This window comes from Parendozoicomonas sp. 2304DJ65-17, assembly GCF_058148445.1.
This window is the reverse complement of sequence record NZ_JBYVJV010000003.1, coordinates 156,235-174,009: the sequence shown is the minus strand read 5'-3', so window position 1 is coordinate 174,009 and position 17,775 is coordinate 156,235. Positions and strand designations below refer to the sequence as shown.

Annotated in this window: 13 protein-coding genes; 6 read left to right on the top strand and 7 right to left on the bottom strand. The window is 47.6% G+C overall.

Annotation, left to right across the window (positions count from 1 at the left end):
• Positions 1–2 precede the first annotated feature (2 nt).
• On the bottom strand, positions 3–479 hold the full coding sequence (locus tag ACY2RR_RS10195; protein ID WP_490108041.1) for a pilin: 477 nt from the start codon (positions 477–479) through the stop codon (positions 3–5).
• A 132-nt stretch (positions 480–611) separates the two neighbouring features.
• Between ACY2RR_RS10195 and ACY2RR_RS10190 the strand changes: the two genes are divergently transcribed.
• Complete coding sequence (locus tag ACY2RR_RS10190; RefSeq protein WP_490108040.1) at positions 612–1,052, top strand: GFA family protein; 441 nt, start codon at positions 612–614, stop codon at positions 1,050–1,052.
• 119 nt (positions 1,053–1,171) lie between these two features.
• Here the strand turns inward: ACY2RR_RS10190 and ACY2RR_RS10185 are convergent, their stop codons facing one another.
• Both ACY2RR_RS10185 and nfuA read right to left on the bottom strand, forming a co-directional pair.
• A complete protein-coding gene (locus tag ACY2RR_RS10185; RefSeq protein WP_490108039.1) occupies positions 1,172–2,353 on the bottom strand; it encodes a hypothetical protein in 1,182 nt (393 codons plus the stop codon).
• Positions 2,354–2,581: 228 nt separating this feature from the next.
• Positions 2,582–3,181: a Fe-S biogenesis protein NfuA gene (gene nfuA / locus ACY2RR_RS10180; RefSeq protein WP_490108038.1), complete on the bottom strand. Its 600-nt coding sequence runs from the start codon at positions 3,179–3,181 to the stop codon at positions 2,582–2,584.
• A 228-nt stretch (positions 3,182–3,409) separates the two neighbouring features.
• Here nfuA and ACY2RR_RS10175 point away from each other — a divergent pair, with 228 nt between their 5' ends.
• From ACY2RR_RS10175 to ACY2RR_RS10155, 5 genes are all read left to right on the top strand, one after another.
• Positions 3,410–3,763, top strand: a complete 354-nt coding sequence (locus ACY2RR_RS10175) for a hypothetical protein (protein WP_490108037.1) — start codon at positions 3,410–3,412, stop codon at positions 3,761–3,763.
• A 146-nt stretch (positions 3,764–3,909) separates the two neighbouring features.
• On the top strand, positions 3,910–7,596 hold the full coding sequence (gene metH, locus ACY2RR_RS10170) for a methionine synthase (RefSeq protein WP_490108036.1): 3,687 nt from the start codon (positions 3,910–3,912) through the stop codon (positions 7,594–7,596).
• A gap of 79 nt (positions 7,597–7,675) precedes the next feature.
• Positions 7,676–9,034, top strand: coding sequence for an MATE family efflux transporter (locus ACY2RR_RS10165; RefSeq protein WP_490108035.1), 1,359 nt, complete (start codon positions 7,676–7,678; stop codon positions 9,032–9,034).
• 101 nt (positions 9,035–9,135) lie between these two features.
• Complete coding sequence (locus ACY2RR_RS10160) at positions 9,136–11,223, top strand: ankyrin repeat domain-containing protein (RefSeq protein WP_490108034.1); 2,088 nt, start codon at positions 9,136–9,138, stop codon at positions 11,221–11,223.
• Between the two features lie 205 nt (positions 11,224–11,428).
• Positions 11,429–13,480: an ankyrin repeat domain-containing protein gene (locus ACY2RR_RS10155; protein WP_490108033.1), complete on the top strand. Its 2,052-nt coding sequence runs from the start codon at positions 11,429–11,431 to the stop codon at positions 13,478–13,480.
• Here the strand turns inward: ACY2RR_RS10155 and ACY2RR_RS10150 are convergent.
• The 4 genes from ACY2RR_RS10150 to ACY2RR_RS10135 all read right to left on the bottom strand — a co-directional run bounded on the left by ACY2RR_RS10150 (position 13,477) and on the right by ACY2RR_RS10135 (position 17,763).
• The gene (locus tag ACY2RR_RS10150; protein ID WP_490108032.1) at positions 13,477–14,823 is read right to left on the bottom strand and encodes a sodium-dependent transporter; all 1,347 of its coding nucleotides are present in this window, start codon (positions 14,821–14,823) and stop codon (positions 13,477–13,479) included. The genes ACY2RR_RS10155 and ACY2RR_RS10150 overlap by 4 nt on opposite strands.
• Before the next feature lie 117 nt (positions 14,824–14,940).
• On the bottom strand, positions 14,941–16,335 hold the full coding sequence (gene sthA / locus ACY2RR_RS10145) for a Si-specific NAD(P)(+) transhydrogenase (RefSeq protein WP_490108031.1): 1,395 nt from the start codon (positions 16,333–16,335) through the stop codon (positions 14,941–14,943).
• Positions 16,336–16,407: 72 nt separating this feature from the next.
• Positions 16,408–16,650: a (Na+)-NQR maturation NqrM gene (gene nqrM / locus ACY2RR_RS10140; RefSeq protein ID WP_490108030.1), complete on the bottom strand. Its 243-nt coding sequence runs from the start codon at positions 16,648–16,650 to the stop codon at positions 16,408–16,410.
• A gap of 18 nt (positions 16,651–16,668) precedes the next feature.
• Positions 16,669–17,763, bottom strand: coding sequence for an FAD:protein FMN transferase (locus ACY2RR_RS10135; RefSeq protein ID WP_490108029.1), 1,095 nt, complete (start codon positions 17,761–17,763; stop codon positions 16,669–16,671).
• Positions 17,764–17,775: the final 12 nt, after the last annotated feature.

Genomic DNA, 17,775 nt, shown 5'->3' with positions numbered 1-17,775 from the left:
AATCAGCTCCAGGGGGTTCCGTTTCTGTCCCGGCAGGTTTCTGGGAGAAAAGCTGTCGGGATAATTTTCCGCCACCAGTCACGCATGCCGCATGTCCATTCAACGGTCCCATCCGGTTGAATTATGCCCTGCAATTGGAAGTGAGGGTCTTCAACAGAATCCGGGATTTGATCCTTATCAAGGTGGATTAGAATAGTGACTTTATTTGGGTTGCTTCCCGGTTTTAATACAGCCGCCCACAACATTAAATCCGGATTAATTCTGGGAATACTATACGTATCAGGGAACGCGCCATTGCTGTAATAAAATTCCTGAATTTCGCGCTTATGGTGGAGGGCATAGGTTACAACTTCCATCACCTTTGTCTTGGCAACATAACGTTGATAGGCATAACTGGCCACTGCAGCAAGGATAGAGATAATGCCGACAACAATAATCAGCTCGATAAGAGTAAACCCTTTGTTGTTCCTGCTGTCCATGGCGGCACTCCTGTAGCCACATCTCATCCTTGATAAATACCTGTAAATGATAGACCAGACAGTAAAAGCCCCTTGATTCAACAGGTTTTCAGTCAGAAGATAGGCCGACCTGCCCATACAAAGAGAATAAAGATGGCGGAAATCAAAGGAAGTTGTCGATGCGGACAACTCAAGTATCAGATCACAGGTTCACCGGTTTTATCCGGGTTTTGCCACTGTCATGCCTGCCAGAGAAGAGTCAATGCTCCCTGTGCAGCTTTTTCAATGGTTAAAGAATCTGATTTCAGATCATCAGGCAACAGTCTGATCTTCAAGGATAAAGGCGGTTCCGGGGCACCAATGTTGGAACATCGGTGTTCAGATTGTGGGACCGTTGTTTATACAGAGCTTAAAGTGCTGGATGGTATCTATGCAGTAAGTCCAGCAACCCTTGAAGATGCTTCACAGTTTAAACCTGAAATTCATGTCTGGGTCAGCAGTCAGAATAAGCACTTTCAGATCAATGATGATCTGCCCAGAGAGCTTGGCCCGCCGAAGGCCCTGTTTAAATTTGCTGTAAAAGCGAAAGTGTGAAACTCAGAGGTAGGTATTTAATGCTTTGAGTGTGGGGTAGATGATATTTACTTCCACCCCACACTTAAATTAGAAAAGTCAGCGTTTCATACTTGAAGATGCCCCTTTACCTTTGAGTGCTATCTTTCCTTTACTTGAAACGTTCCCGCCATCTGAATACCTTCCAAGCGAGCTTCCAACCTTATCACCTGCTCAGTAAGTTTGCGGTTTTCAGCTTCAGCCTCTACTGATTTGCTGCTTTGTACGGCCAATTCTTCAACCTTCTGCTCAAAAGCTTTGCACTCCTTTTCCTTTTCCTTCAGTTGAACACTATCATTAATTAGCTGCCTTGCAGCCACTTCCGGCTTATCTCCAAGTACGAGCTGAAGCTTGTGTAGCATTTCCTGCGCCTGACGGAGAGTGGTTTCTTTCTGTTGCAGCTCTTTAACCTCTGCAAGAGTGTTGGCATGAGCGCTCTTTTCCGCTACCAGCAGAGACTCAGATTGACTGCGCTCTTTCTCGCTCTTACCTAATTCTGCCGCATTCTTTTCTAGCACCTTGCTGAGTCGCGCCTTTTCCCGGCGCTCTTCATCAATCACCTTCATCCAGTGATCAATAATCTTTGTATGCGCTTCATCCAGTCGACGCTCCTGCTCTACCAGTGCTTTTTCGGAACGCTCAACCTCCTGAGTTATCTTTTCTTCCAAGCTTGCCAGTTGTTCAACCTGGTGCTCAAGGCGCTCGGCGAGGCTTGCACACTTCTGCTCCGCACTCTGCTTCTCCTTAGTAAGGGCTTCAAGTTTTTCTTCAAGATCACCCCTGACCTTGGATTCTTGCTCGAAAGAGGATTTAGCCTCATCCAGCTGCTGACGCCACACTTCAGACTGTGCCGCATAGTGATCACGCTCTTCATCAAGTTGATCCTGTATCTCGCGGACCTGCTCCCCTTGACGAAACTTCTCTTTACCTATTTCCCTTTTCAGAACTCGAATTAAATCAGCAGACAGCTCAACACCATCATCCTCTCCAAGAATTTCCAACTCCTGCCACTCCCGGTAATACGGCAGAACCGTCTGCTTCCCCATTTTTGCCTGAGTAGCCAGCTTTTGAGCTGTGATCTTCTCTCCTTCGCTCTTCATATCATCCAGAACGCTGAATATCAGGGTGCGGCGCTGAGAATCTTGCATAAGTCCGTTAAAACCAATCAATTTAGAACTATAAATACTGGTTTTATAATACCAGTATTTATAGTTTCGTTCATTAGCTAAAAACATCATTTTAGTACCGGTAATATTAATTACCGGCACTAAAATGATATTCACGAAAAAAACCAGAGCCGTCTATAGCACAGCAAAGCATGGAGAGAGCTGGAGAGTGCAAGAACGCCTGAAAAGGCAGAAAAACGAGCTTAATGAGGAAGGGGTAAAACGGAGAAGGGCAAAACTCTTCAAAGCCCATCAGAAAATACAAAGCATCCGGAGTTATAAGACTGCAAACTCCAGACATAAAAAAACGGGCAAGAAGCCCGTTTTTCTCATTCGACAGCGATATTACTTGTAGTAAGCATTTTCGCGATTGGAATGGTCTGTTACATCCTTTACCCCTTTCAGTTCGGGGATACGGGTAACTAGGGTACGCTCAACCCCATCCTTCAGGGTCAGGTCAACACTGGCGCAACCCTGGCAGCCACCACCAAACTGCAGGATGGCATAGCCTTCTTCGTCGATTTCCACCAGCTGAACCTGACCACCGTGGGAAGCCAGGCCTGGGTTTATTTCAGTCTGAAGGTAATAATTAATTTTCTGATCCAGTGGGCTGTCATCAGTAACCTGGGGCATTTTTGCGCTAGGTGCCTTAATCGTCAGCTGCCCACCCATTTTGTCTGCTGCATAGTCAACAGTCGCATCTTCCAGGAAAGGAACACTATCGTTTTCGATAAACGCGTTGAAGTAGGTGAGAGTCATGCAAACATCACCTTCCTTCTCCTCCCCCGGCTTACAGTAGGCCAAGCAGGTTTCTGCATGGGGAGTACCCGGGCTGGAGACAAACATTCGTACACCGATACCGTCAACACCCTGCTTTTCCAGCAGCTCTTTCAAATAGTTCTGGGCGCCTTCAGTAAAATCGATTGCAGGTTCCGGAGTGCTCAAGAGTGGTCTTCCTCTGTTAATTACCCTGCCGATTCTACGCTTATATAAGCGCCGGGAAAAGTCCAACCTTTCTACTCAGGTATAGGGGCAATTCCGTACTTCTCTTAGGTGCCGTATTACAGAGAGCAGCCTCTACGACTTTGGTATCAAGTCCGACTCAAGTCTTACATCCACCCTCACCTAACTGACTTATTCTGAAATTAATCAGAATAAGTGGAGAGTCAGATTATGAAAACAGATTACGGACGCTGCAGTACAGATATCAGCGTTAACGCCTTCCCTCTGAGGAAGTCGAAGCGCGTGACTGATGGTGAAAAGGGTTATGCCTTCTTTAGAACATGCCGTCAGTATAAAAAGCAGGATCAGCCTAAGCACAGGCCATTGAGCCGACAGAACAGCGGTATGTCTTCCTGCTCAACCTCTTCTACCCAGAGCTCTATCGAAGGTGGCCAGAAGGTTATGAAAGAGCGGCGCGATGTAAAGAAAATGTCTTCTGCAGAGCTGACAACCTATACGCGAGCCCGTTTCCGCCTCACAGACACTGAAGTAGCCAGAACCACAGGCAGAAATGTCTGGAGGTAATAACCTCAGAGTTTATGGTTCTTTTCTTTCACAACCAGCAATCTGTTACACTGCGGCCACATAGAAGTGGCCGCTTTCACTTGCACCCTGAATGAATATAAAGCGGACCTATAACGAAAGCAGAACAGAGCAGGACCCGCCCCCGAATGAATCGCGAGCAGCGCCTTACAGATATTACTTCCGCACTGAAGCAAAGAGTCCTTATTCTTGATGGCGCCATGGGCACCATGATTCAGTCCCACAAACTGGAAGAAGCGGACTACCGTGGTGAACGCTTTCAGGACTGGCCATCAGATCTGAAAGGCAATAATGACCTGCTGGTACTTACCCAGCCAGAAATCATTGCCGGCATTCACAAGGCTTACTTTGAAGCAGGCGCTGATATCGTTGAAACCAATACCTTCAACGCTACCCGTATTTCTATGGCTGACTACGGCATGGAAGATCTGGTACCGGAAATTAACCGGGAAGCGGCCCGCCTTGCTGTCAAAGCTGCCAACGAAGTGGCCGACGCTACCGGCGTTCCCCGTTATGTTGCTGGCGTAGTAGGTCCTACCAGCCGTACCGCTTCTATCTCTCCTGATGTGAATGACCCCGGCTTTCGTAATGTCACTTTCGATGAGTTGGCTGAGAACTACAGAGAAGCCACTCTCGCCCTGATTGACGGCGGTGTTGACTTTATTCTGGTTGAAACGATTTTCGATACCCTGAATGCCAAAGCCGCTGTTTATGGTGTTCAGAGTGCTTTCGAAGAACTGGGCTTTGAACTGCCCATTATGATTTCCGGAACTATTACTGATGCTTCAGGACGAACCCTTTCCGGCCAGACCACAGAGGCATTCTACAACTCCCTGAATCATGCCAAACCTTTAAGCTTCGGCTTGAACTGTGCTTTAGGTGCCGATGAGCTGCGCCCTTATGTGGAAGAACTATCTCGCATCTCCACCAGCTTTGTTACCGCCCACCCTAACGCGGGTCTTCCCAATGAATTTGGTGAGTATGACGAGACGCCAGAACAGATGGCCGAAGTTGTTGGTGAGTTTGCCCGATCCGGATTGGTCAATATCATTGGTGGTTGCTGCGGAACTTCTCCAGACCATATCCGCGCTATCGCAAAAGCCATAGAGGGCCTGACGCCACGTAAACCTGCAGAACCTGAGACTGCCTGCCGGTTAAGTGGCCTTGAACCTTTCACTATTGCCGCAGATTCCCTGTTCGTGAATGTCGGCGAACGCTGCAACGTCACAGGTTCTGCCCGCTTTAAACGCCTGATCAAAGAAGATGATTACGATACCGCCCTCGATGTCGCTAGAGAACAGGTTGAAAACGGTGCGCAGGTTATCGATATCAATATGGATGAAGGCATGCTGGACGCAATGTCCGCCATGCCTCGGTTCCTTAACCTGATTGCCTCGGAGCCGGATATTTCCCGTGTTCCGGTAATGATCGACTCTTCCAAGTGGGATGTCATCGAAGCCGGCCTGAAATGCATTCAGGGCAAGGGCATTGTTAACTCCATCAGCCTGAAAGAAGGTGAAGACGCTTTCCGTCATCAGGCTCATCTGTGTCATCGCTATGGTGCCGCAGTTGTGGTGATGGCCTTTGATGAAACCGGCCAGGCCGACACCTTTGAGCGCAAGATTGAAATCTGTAAGCGCTCTTATGACATCCTTGTTGATGAGATTGGTTTCCTGCCACAGGATATTATTTTCGACCCCAATATCTTTGCCATCGCTACTGGTATTGAAGAACACAACAACTATGCGGTGGACTTTATTGAGGCCTGCGCATGGATTAAGGAAAACCTGCCCCATGCCATGATTTCCGGTGGTGTCAGTAACGTTTCCTTCTCCTTCCGCGGTAATAACCCGGTGCGGGAAGCGATTCACGCTGTATTCCTGTACCACGCCATTAAAGCTGGCCTGTCCATGGGCATTGTGAATGCCGGGCAGTTAGCGATTTATGAAGATATTCCCACAGAACTACGTGATGCTGTAGAAGATGTAGTTCTGAACAGAAACCCGGATGCCACTGAAAACCTGCTGGCCATTGCTGAAAAGTACCGTGGAGATGGTCAGGCACAGGATCAGAAAGAAGATCAGGCCTGGCGGGAACTCCCTGTTGCCAAGCGTATTGAACATGCGTTGGTTAAAGGCATCACCAACTTTATTGTCGAAGATACCGAAGAAGCCCGGCTTGGGTCTGAGCGCCCCATCGATGTCATTGAAGGCCCATTGATGGATGGTATGAACGTGGTTGGTGACCTGTTCGGTGCCGGCAAGATGTTCCTGCCCCAGGTAGTAAAAAGCGCCCGGGTTATGAAGCAGGCAGTTGCCCATCTTGTTCCTTTTATAGAAGCAGCAAAACAGGGAAAGGTTCAGGCCAAGGGCAAGATCCTTATGGCCACAGTGAAAGGTGATGTTCACGATATCGGCAAGAATATTGTTGGCGTGGTGCTGCAATGTAACAACTACGAAGTGATTGATCTTGGTGTGATGGTGCCTGCCGAGAAAATCCTGCAAACGGCCAGTGAAGAGAAAGTTGATATTATCGGACTCTCCGGTCTGATTACTCCATCACTGGACGAAATGGTTCATGTTGCCCGTGAGATGCAGCGACAGGATTTCCATATCCCACTGATGATTGGTGGCGCAACAACTTCCAAGGCTCATACTGCAGTAAAAATTGAGCAACAGTACCAGAATGATCAGGTTGTTTATGTCACTGATGCTTCACGAAGTGTCAGTGTTGCCACCACTTTGATCAGTGAAGAACTGAAACCAGCCTTTGTTGCCGACGTTCAGGCCGAATATCAAAAGGTTCGTGATCGCCACAAGAACCGTCGCCCCAATGCCCAACGGGTGAAGTTTACTGAACTGGATCAGATGGTTGCGCCTATTAACTGGGAAGGTTATCAACCACCAAAACCTGCATTTACCGGTAAGAAAGTTTTCCATGAGATTAACCTCGCCGATCTTCGGGACTTTATTGACTGGACGCCGTTCTTTATTTCCTGGGATCTGCACGGTAAATACCCCAAGATCCTGGACGACAAAGTGGTTGGTGAAGAAGCAAGAAAACTGTTTGATGATGCCCAGAATATGCTGGATCGGTTTATCGAAAAGAATGAGATTACCGCCAAAGCCGTAATTGGTTTCTGGCCAGCATCTCAGGTGAATCGGGATGATATTTGCCTGATGGATGGTGATAGCGAAGTTAACCTCCACCACCTGCGCCAACAAACCAAGAAAGTTGATGGCAAACCTAACTTCTGCCTTGCTGATTACATTGCTCCGAACGATTCAGGAATTGAAGATTATATTGGCGGCTTTGTTGTCACGGCGGGGTTGGGAGCAGACGAACTGGCGAAAAGCTTTGAAGACGCTCACGATGATTATCAAAGCATTATGGTAAAAGCTTTAGCTGATCGCCTGGCGGAAGCTCTTGCTGAATATATGCACCATAAAGTCCGGACAGAACTCTGGGGGTACGACTCTCAGGAGCAGCTGACCAACGAAGAATTGATCAAAGAGCGCTACAGAGGTATCCGCCCTGCTCCCGGCTACCCAGCCTGCCCAGATCACACTGAGAAGGAACAACTGTTTCGTCTTCTTGATGCTGAAAAGGAAATTGGTGTATCCCTGACAGAACACTATGCCATGTTGCCTACCGCAGCTGTCAGTGGCTGGTATTTCTCTCACCCTGAATCACGGTACTTCTCCGTTGGTAAAATCCAAAAAGATCAGGTAGAAAGTTATGCCGAACGAAAAGGCTGGAGCGTTGACAAGGCAGAGCGTTGGCTGATGCCGGTTCTGGATTATAATCCAGAGTAATCGTTCATTCTTTGCAGATATGCCAACAGTTTCCGGCTGTTGGCATTAAGGTTTTTGATTTAAGGTGCGTCCTTCACGAGTGACTGTTTCGCAATCCACAGATGGAGATGCCCCTCTCAACCGTCTGCGTACAATTCTGCTGCTGAGTTTTCCTATTATTGGCGGCATGCTTTCTCAGAGCCTGTTGAATCTTGTTGATACTGCCATGGTGGGTCATTTAGGCAGTGACGCTCTGGCTGCTATTGGTACTGCCAATTATGCCATCTTTGTCTGTTTTGCCCTGATCAGCGGTTTATCTGTAGCTGTTCAGTCGCGGGTTGCCAGACTACATGGTCAAGGCCGACTGTCTCGACTGTTGGAACCCCTGGAAAGCGGTGTTCGCATCACCCTGTTGGGTGGAATTCCTCTTACCGCCCTGTTGTTTTTCTGCGCCCCGCTGATTATTGGAAGTTTCCGACTTGATAGTGTGATTGCCATACAGGCTGAAAGCTATTTTAAGATACGCATACTCAGCCTTCCTGCCGGCATGTTGATGCTGTGCTTCCGAGGTTTCTGGAATGGCTGCCACACTCCCTGGTCTTATCTGAAAATTCTGGTGGTAACCCATATTGTTAATGCCAGCCTTAGCTTTATTCTTATCTTTGGCAAATTGGGGCTGCCAGCATTAGAGTTATCAGGTGCTGCTATTGGTACTTTATTTGCCATGTATTGCGGAGCGCTAATTAATTCCTTTGTCGCTCTGCGGTATGCACGCAAACAGAAACTGCCCTCACCGAAATCCAGACCAGAAAAAACCATACAGTTTTACCAGCAGGCCTGGCCCGACTCTGCTCAGCAAACACTGTTCGCCTTGGGAATGGCGGTATTCTTCTGGCTTATTGCCAGTCTGGGATCGAATGCCATGGCCGTCAGCCATGTTCTGGTAAATATTTCCCTGTTACTGATACTGCCAGGGATTGGGATTGGGATGGCTTCGACAACTCTTATTAATCATGCCATTGGCGCCGGAAACCTCCACCGGGCATGGCGCTGGGGCATGGATGTTTCTTTCGCAGCCCTTGCTGTGATGACATTACTGAGTCTGCCTTTACTGCTGGCACCTGAACAAGTTCTTAAAATATTTTTAGCTGGTAATCTGCCTCTGGTAGAAACGGGAGTCATTCCTCTGCAATTACTGGCTATCAGCATTATTGCCGACTCGGCTTCCCTGGTACTGACTCAATCATTGCTGGGTACAGGGAGTAACCGGGCAGTTATGAAAATCCGCTTTTCCACCCTCTGGCTAATCAACCTTCCATTAACGGCTTTGGCTATCAACCTTAATCTTGGATTGTCTACGGTATGGGCCATTCAGATTATTCCCAGATTGTTAGCTTCGCTGTGCTGCCTCTATACCTGGCATCAATGCACCTGGTGTAAATCAACACGGCCTGTATAAACAGCCTTGTCAGCTTGACTGTTGGCATTGTCAGAAACTTTTCCCAGAACCGATGTTCATTTGTGTATTCAGATATTATCGAGCTGGGGAGATTTTCAACCGTGTTTACCTATACCGATTATGCACCTTTCCGAGTGCCGCCAATTGTTGACGACAACACTGGGCTCGACGCCGCTACAGAACACCGTAAAGATGCCAAGCAGCTCTCAAAAGACAAGAAAACAAACGACAAAAAGCAGCAAGCGGATAATCAAAAGAAAGAAGCTCATGCCCAGAGGTTTGATGGTCGCCGGAATATTCCCGAGGAATCACAGCCGACAGAAGCTCGGCCCATTTCATCCATGGGTATTACACCTGCCGAGATTAAAACACTCTACTGCAGGATGACAGAGGAAGAAGTGTCCTGCCCCGGTGGAATTATACAGAAGCAGGTTTTTGGCAATCAGGCACCACTGACCGAACAAGAACAATACAGTGTTAAAGCAAAACAGTGGGAGGATATCCACTGCATTGAACATTTTGCTGGATTTGGCCTCAGGTTGGTTGACCTTGGGAACATAGAGCCCCGAGCTATCAAAGATCTGAAAACTGCCCACAATTGCCGCGACATTCATGGCTGCATCGGTAAAGGGAAATACGATGGTTACCAGTCTGATCAGGAATTCCTGGTGCACTGGGCTATTGCCCACAATCAACCTCATGTACTGAAGCACCTGCTCAGCATTGATAAAAGCCTGGCGAACGCATGGGCTTACGATTGCAATATGGATGAGAGCGGTCTAGTACAAAGCGCTCTTATGCGTGCAACCAAAATGAATAATTTTGATTGCGTAACCCTGCTGATAAATGCTGGCGTAGATATTGATGCGAAGTGCCATTATGAGAAACATGGAAATATTATCAGCCAGTCAAGCCTTCATCTTGCCAGTACCCCCGAAATGGTTGAAATGCTCTGTGAGGGTGGTGCGAATATCAATATCACAGATGGAGTCGATGGCGGAGGAACAATCCTTCACTCGATGGCTGGTGATCATTCCCGCGGGGCAGAGGCTGGGACATCAGTTGTCGACTGGGGCTGGCTAAACGGAGCATGGTTGCCCGCATTAAGACGCAGCGGAGATTTAACAATAACGACCCCTAATGGTGACACCCCTCTGCATATTGCGGCTTATCAAGGTAAGCCTGAAATGGTATTGGGCATGCTTTACCCCGCATCCAGAAAAAAGCCTGATGAGGTCACCGAAGATCAGCTTGCTACTCCGGGCGAGTTCGCTGAAGGGTTAACCCACATGACTAACCTGAACGGCGACACACCTGCTCATATGGCTGCATATAACGGGAACCTGGAAGCGCTGAAACTCATATACTCCGCAGGGGGAGACTTAACCAAACGCAACAAGGCAGGCTATACCCCTCTGCAGGTAGCTATATGCAAACTTATTAATTATCCAATCCGGGTGCCTGGCCAGAAAGAATCCATTGAGTGGTTGATGAAACAGTATTTTGATACAACGAAATCACCAGTGGCATTGATGGATCAGGTGTATGAGGTACTCTCTGACTATTCCACAATTCCTGAAGGCTATGAAGAGCTGACTCTGGATGAGTTAGGCATTGATGAATGCTTTACAGAACTTGCCGAGATCATTAACGATATTATTGGCAGAAAAGGTGACCTTACAGGTATCGAATTCAGGAAAAAAGGCCTGCTTCCATTTTGGGCAATCAGCACACATATAAAACAGGCTCTCTATGATACCTGCTCCTTATCAGATGTTTTTGACAGAGACAGGCAAATCCAGAAAATTGGCAAGCTTTTGAAAGATATTGCCTATTACGGTACCCAGCCGGGAATTGAGCGAATAAAGAGTGGGGAGTTTGACATGTCATTACCGTTACCCGTGGCTCTGACAGTCAGTCTGTTTCAGCTTCCAGGTATGGAGCGTGTTATACCACCAACCGCGGAACTACTGAAAGGCTCCAGACGGCCACATATCATTGATATAGTGAATGTTCCGGATACCGGCCTGCTCGGTTCTCTCTTATGCCCGGAAGATCCTAAATCCCCCCATGAACATCTGGTCAAAAACCTGAAAACTTATCCTTCTGCCACTCTATGCAAATGGGCAAACCATTACCAGAGCGTGCAGTCACACAAAGCGGCTCAGGCTCAGCAACAAACCGTTTAAATCTTATCTATTCGATGAGAGCGCGTCTATTGGCGCGCTCTATTCCTTCCACTACTGCTTTCCAATAATAAATCTTCTGTTTAATCCGGCAAGCACAGACATAACTTTGATTGTCAGATTCACTGCTTCAGCTGTCAGAAACTTTTCTTTAACCCAGTACTCATTTGTGTGTCTGGAATATTTTATTGTTTAAAGGTGAACAACAATGCTGACGTATACTGACTACACTCCCTTTCGCGCTCCTGCGGTTGTCATTGAATCAGAGGAACAAGAACCGGTGGAACACCGGCAGGATGTTAAAACCGCTACAAGAGAGAAATCCCAAAAAGAAAAAGCTGACAGGAACCAGAAACTTGCATTCCAGCAAAGACGAGCATGCCGTCAGAATCAGTTCAATAAAAAACGCGATCTTGCGGATGTTCCAACGGAACCAGCCTCAAAATTCAAGCCTCTCCAAGTCACATCGTCAGATATTAAAGATATCTATTTAGTGTGCCCTTTAAGCTATAAAGAACCTCCAACAAGCTGTTGCATTGAACAGGTTTTCGAAAACTCCCATAGACGGGATTCGCAGAAAAACAGTGATACCTACTATGCTGCCGCTGCTTTCTTTTCCAAGGCTGGCCTAAGAGCTGAGGATCTTGAAAAGCCAGGTCTTGAAGATGTGTCGGTAGTGAAGGCTCAAGAAGATCTTATTGCTGCACACAATGCCTGTGATGTTACCGGTTGTATTTGCAAGGGAGAATTCAGCGGTTTCCAGTCTGCGCAAGAGTTTCTGGTACATTGGGCAATCGCCCATAATCAAGTGAAAGTACTGCAACACCTGCTCGCCCATAATAAAGAGCTTGCCAATACATGGTCTTATGACCACAACATGGATGAGAATGGCCAGGTTGAGAACGCTCTTATGAAAGCGGCAAGGCTAAATAACATTGAGTGTGTAAAAGTACTTTTAAAGTCTGGTGCAGAGGTTAACTGCAAGACTAACTATATCCGTTATGGAAACCCCTGCGCTGATCATTGCCTCCATTTTGCCCAGTCACCGGCCATTGTTGAACTACTTTGCCAGGCTGGCGCTGATCCCCATACACCAGATAAAAGTGGAAGAACATGCGTTCACCGTATGGCTGGGGACAAACACAAGAGTACGTTCGCAACTAACAGCTATCTGGGTTATATGAATGGTGCCTGGCTGCCAGCCCTGACAGACCATGGTTTGACATCCGCAACACCCAAAAGTCAGAACACTCCTCTTCACCTGGCAGCCGAGAATGGCCGCACCGGTATGATCCTAACCATACTGTATCCGAATTGCCGGAACCTAGTAGGGAAATCTATCGAAGATGTCGAAAAATCTGAGCTGCCTCTTACTGAAAACATTCAAAGTGAACTCACCAACATAGAGAATAGCGCAGGGAACACACCTGCCCATTCAGCGGCAATCTCGGCAAATTATGATTCACTGAAACTCATCATTGCGGCTGGCGGCGATATTCAGAAGAGAAATAAAGACGGTTATACACCCCTACAAGCGGCAATCTTTGAACTCATGGGTGCAGTTAACCTCTGCTATCCCTGGGAGAAAATCATAAAATTGCTTATGTCTCTCTATCCTGAAGACGTATTGAGAAAAGAAGTGTATGAACTCTTCACTGACCCACAGTTCTGCGAACTTATTCAGTTTGAAGGTGGGGTTATACCCGCTCGCCATAACACGTTTGTCGATATACTATGCAACGCGCTTCAAATTAAAGACCAGCACTTAAAAGATAAGGAATATCTTGAGCTCTGGTCAATGATTGAAATAACCAAAGAGCTCCAAAAATCCCGGACAGGAATAAAGTGCATGTCCTCCATGGAAGATAAAGTTGAGCAGGAGAAAAAACTCACCCGATTTATAGATGGAGCAAGCTTCCTGACCTCAGATGCTGGTGTACAAGCACTCAAGGAAGGAGTGTTTGATACAAGCTACCCCTTACCTGTTGCATTGGTTCTCAGTGCATTCCAAGTTCCAGGGCTCAGGCACAAAGTTCCACCGGTGGGTAAAATTCTGTCAGGAGATCCGATGCTACATGTTTCTGATATTTATGGTTTGCGTCAGAGCTACAACCCTCTTGAAGTTGTTTGCCCGAAGCCGGCCGATGCATTTACCGGCGAATTAAAGCGCGAATACACAAGTGAAACGATCTGCAAATGGGCCAAGCACTATGTAGCACTGCATAATCTGCGTCTGCAAAGCCTGCGAAATAAGAGCTAGCCTGCAAATAAACCGGCCACACCAACAAGCAGAACCATTCCCGGAGCAATATACCGGAACAGGCTCATCCAGTAGAGGGTACTTCCTTTACTGGTTAAGCCTAACTGCTTCATAACCACCGTATGGGGTAAAACCCAGCCGACAAAAACCAACACCAGGAATCCTGTGGCTGGCAGCAAAATATTGGTTGCCAGACCAGTCCAAAGATCAAACACCCCCTGCCCTCCCAGAGATATATCTTTCAGAAGGTTGAAGGATAGAGCCGGAATCATTCCGAGAGTCCAGACTACACCGCCAACTATCCACGAGGCCTTTGCCCTGGATGTTGAGAGAAAGCGAGCCACGGAAGCAACCAATGGTTCCGCAAGATTAATTGAGGACGTCCAGGTCGCGATAATGAACAGGGTAAAAAAGATCGGCAGGACATATCCTCCCATTGGCATCGCGTCCAGTGCCCTTGGCAAGGTAACAAACATCAATCCGGGACCACTGGAAGGATCAAGGCCGTCACTAAAAACAACAGAAAAGGTCGCCACACCAGTGAGTATCGATACCAGCAGATCCAAAACAATGACTATGGAAACCGCCCCCAGAATAGACTGACCTTTCGGCATATAAGCGCCATAAGCCATTAGACAGCAAGCCCCAACAGCCAGAGTAAAGAAAGCATGACCCATAGCCTCTACCAGAACTTGAGGAGTTATATTCTCCCAGGAAGGTGAAAACAGATAATCCAGCGCTTGTCCAAAGCCGGATAATCCGGCTGCATAAATGACCAGAAAAATCAGTAATACGTACAACAGAGGCATAAGCAAGTAATTCAATCGCTCTAGCCCACGAGCTACCGGTCGGCCATTCACAGTCAGAGTCATAACCAGAAAACAGGTGTTAAAAACTATTAACAACACCGGATTACTTAAGAAACTATCAAAGAACTGTCCTAACCCTTGGCTATTAAGCCCAGATAATTCTCCCTGAATAGATTTGATAAGGTAATACCCACCCCAGCCGGAAACAACGGAATAAAATGAAAGCACCATAAGAGCGGCCAGCATGCCAATAATGGCCACAACAGACCAGCGCCGAGAACGACCATGAGCTACGGCCAGTTGCCTGAGGCTGGTTGCCGGTGTTGCCCGACCCGCCCGCCCTATCAGGATTTCTGCGGCCATAGCGGGGACACCAAGAAGAAAGACAAATAGCAGATAAAACAACAGGAAAACACTGCCACCGTTTTCGCCGGCCATATAAGGGAAGCGCCAGATATTGCCCAGACCAACAGCCGCCCCGGCTACGGCAAGGATAAAGCCAAGGCGAGTTACCATCTGTTGATTGGCCGACATACACTTCCCCCAAAATGTTTCCTGTCAGATTAGACATCATAGGAAAATTTACCTGCTCCATATTTCATCAGGCATAAAAAAAGCGCCACTAAGGCGCTTTTCAACTGGAAGAAAAACTCATGCGAGACGATTAATACCGTCCAGTGCGGCCACACGATAAGCCTCGGCCATGGTGGGATAGTTAAACGTAGTATTCAGGAAATAGTTCAGGGTATTTTTCTCACCAGGCTGTTCCATAATGGCCTGGCCGATATGAACGATCTCAGAAGACTGGTCACCAAAACAGTGAATTCCAAGAATCTCCAGAGTTTCCCGGTGGAACAGGATCTTCAACATGCCCGCAGTTTCACCGGTAATCTGAGCTCTTGCCAAGCGGGAGAAAAACGCCTTACCCACTTCATAAGGCACAGATTCAGCGGTGAGCTCTTCCTCGGTCTTACCCAATGAGCTGATTTCTGGAATTGTATAAATGCCGGTGGGCACAGAACTCAACTGGTTAACCGGGCTGTCATTACGGATATTGGTCACCGCGAAGCGTCCCTGATCGTAAGAAGCACTGGCCAGACTTGGCCACCCGATAACATCACCAGCCGCATAAACATTATCAACGGAAGTCTGGTACATCTCATTAACCTTCAGTTGGCCGCGGCCATCAGCTTCAAGACCAATGTTTTCCAGACCAAGACCTGCGGTATTACCGGTACGGCCATTCGCCCACAACAGTGCGTTTGCCTTGATAACCTTGCCGGATTTCAGATGCAGGATGACACCGTCATCTGTGCCCTCGATACGCTGATATTCTTCGTTGTTACGAATAATCACGTTGTTGTTGCGCAGGTGATAGCTGAGTGCATCGGACACTTCTTTATCTAGGAACGACAGCAGACGATCACGGGTATCAACCAGATCAACCAACACCCCAAGACTGGAGAAAATGGATGCATATTCGCTACCGATAACTCCAGCGCCGTAAATAATGATCCGGCGGGGGGTATGGGTCAGTTCGAGGATAGTGTCACTGTCATAGATACGAGGGTGGCTGAAGTCCACATCTGCCGGACGATAAGGTCGGGAGCCTGTGGCAATCAGAATCTGGCGCGCGGCAATTCGCTCAACATTGCCATTGTGCTCAACAATCTCAATAGTGTTTTCGTCAACAAAGCTACCGGTGCCGAAATACATAGAGATACGGTTACGGGAATAATATTGAGTCCGCGAACGTACCTGCTGGTTGATAACGTCGTAAGCGTTTTTCAACACATTCGGGAAGCTGAACCAGCGCGGCTCACCAATTTCCCGGAACATGGGATTATTATTAAAGGTATAAATCTGCTTAACAGAGTGACGCAGCGCTTTCGAAGGAATGGTTCCAAGATGGGTGCAGTTACCACCCACCACTCGCTTCTGCTCAACAACCGCCACGCGCTTGCCAAGCTTTACCGCATTCATGGCAGCCCCTTCCCCCGCGGGCCCACTGCCAAGAATAATCAGGTCATAGTTTGTTATTCCCATGAAAACTCCCTTTAAACCGGGATCGCCGGCTTATATTTTTATTGTCATCCTGTGGTACAGCAGACGACGTTATTACATAGCTCGAGTATTTTTCTCGGGTTGTGGTGATGCTGCATCGTAAAACAGATCTTCCGGCGCTTCAGCCAAAGCATCTTTATCATCACCACCGCCGCAAATCGGGCAGCTCTCTTTCAAACCAAGATTGCCAAGGCCACCACATGAACCTTTGATAGGTTTGTTGGCGAAAATAACCCCTACTGCCATGCCGGCAATAATGAGCAGCAACAAACCGAATGTCATAATCATAACTGTCATAATAAAAACCTGATCTACTTATTTATCAAGGACATAGCTGTCAAAGTTACCAGTGGAACGAGAAGTAAAGCCCTTGTCCGTATGATAGATAAAATAGGCATCAATACCTTTTTCCTGAGCCAGCTCAATACCGGCCTTCTCACCCAGGATCATAAACATAGTGGCATAAGCATCAGCCAGACCGGTATCGTCATTCACCACAGCTACAGAGGCCAAACGATGTTTTTCAGGATACCCCGTCCGAGCATCCATCAGATGGGAGAAGTGCACACCATCCACTTCGTAATAATTCAGGTAATCACCTGACGTTGCAATCCCCTTATTGTCCAGAGACACAACTGTACGAATCTGGTTGTCGAGCACGGGTTCCCGAACAGCAATTTTCCATGGCTGGCCATCGGGCTTTTTACCCCGCAGGCGAACTTCACCACCGACCTCCACCATATAACTGGTTATGCCAAAACCTTCGAGAGCATGGGCAACCTGATCAACTCCATAGCCTTTCGCGATAGAAGAAAGATCTACAAAAACAGGTGTTGATTTGGTTATTGTACGGCTTTTGCTATTGAGAATCAGCGATTTATAACCCGTTTCTGACAGGGCACGATCAATGGCAGCTTTGTCCGGAACGGATGAAACACGCCCTTTTTCAAGCCATTTGGCAAAAGCAGGCTCAGACTTACCATCAATCTGTTCTGGAAGTTCACCAGAAAAACTCTTACCGCTGCCAAAACCCCACAGGTTTACCAGTGCGCCAACGGTGACATCATAAGCACCACCAGAAATCTCCGAGATATGGACCGCCTGCTCTACCAGCCGGAAAAGAGCCGGACTGGCATTAAATGCTTCGCCAACAGGAGCTTTGTTCAGGCGCATCAGTTCTGAATCAGGGATATAGGTGGACATGCCCTGATTCACTTGCTCGAGAGAAGTTTCTATTTGGGAAAGAATTACATCGTTTTTATCTTTGGAGGAAACATACTTTACCGACCAGGTTGTACCCATCGTTCGGCCAGCGTTTTCGAAAACTCGCTCCTGGCTTGAACGAAAAATAAAAATGGCTACAACAAGACAGAGGCTTACTCCCGCAAGCAGAAAAAAACGTTTAGACACTGGTTATCCAAC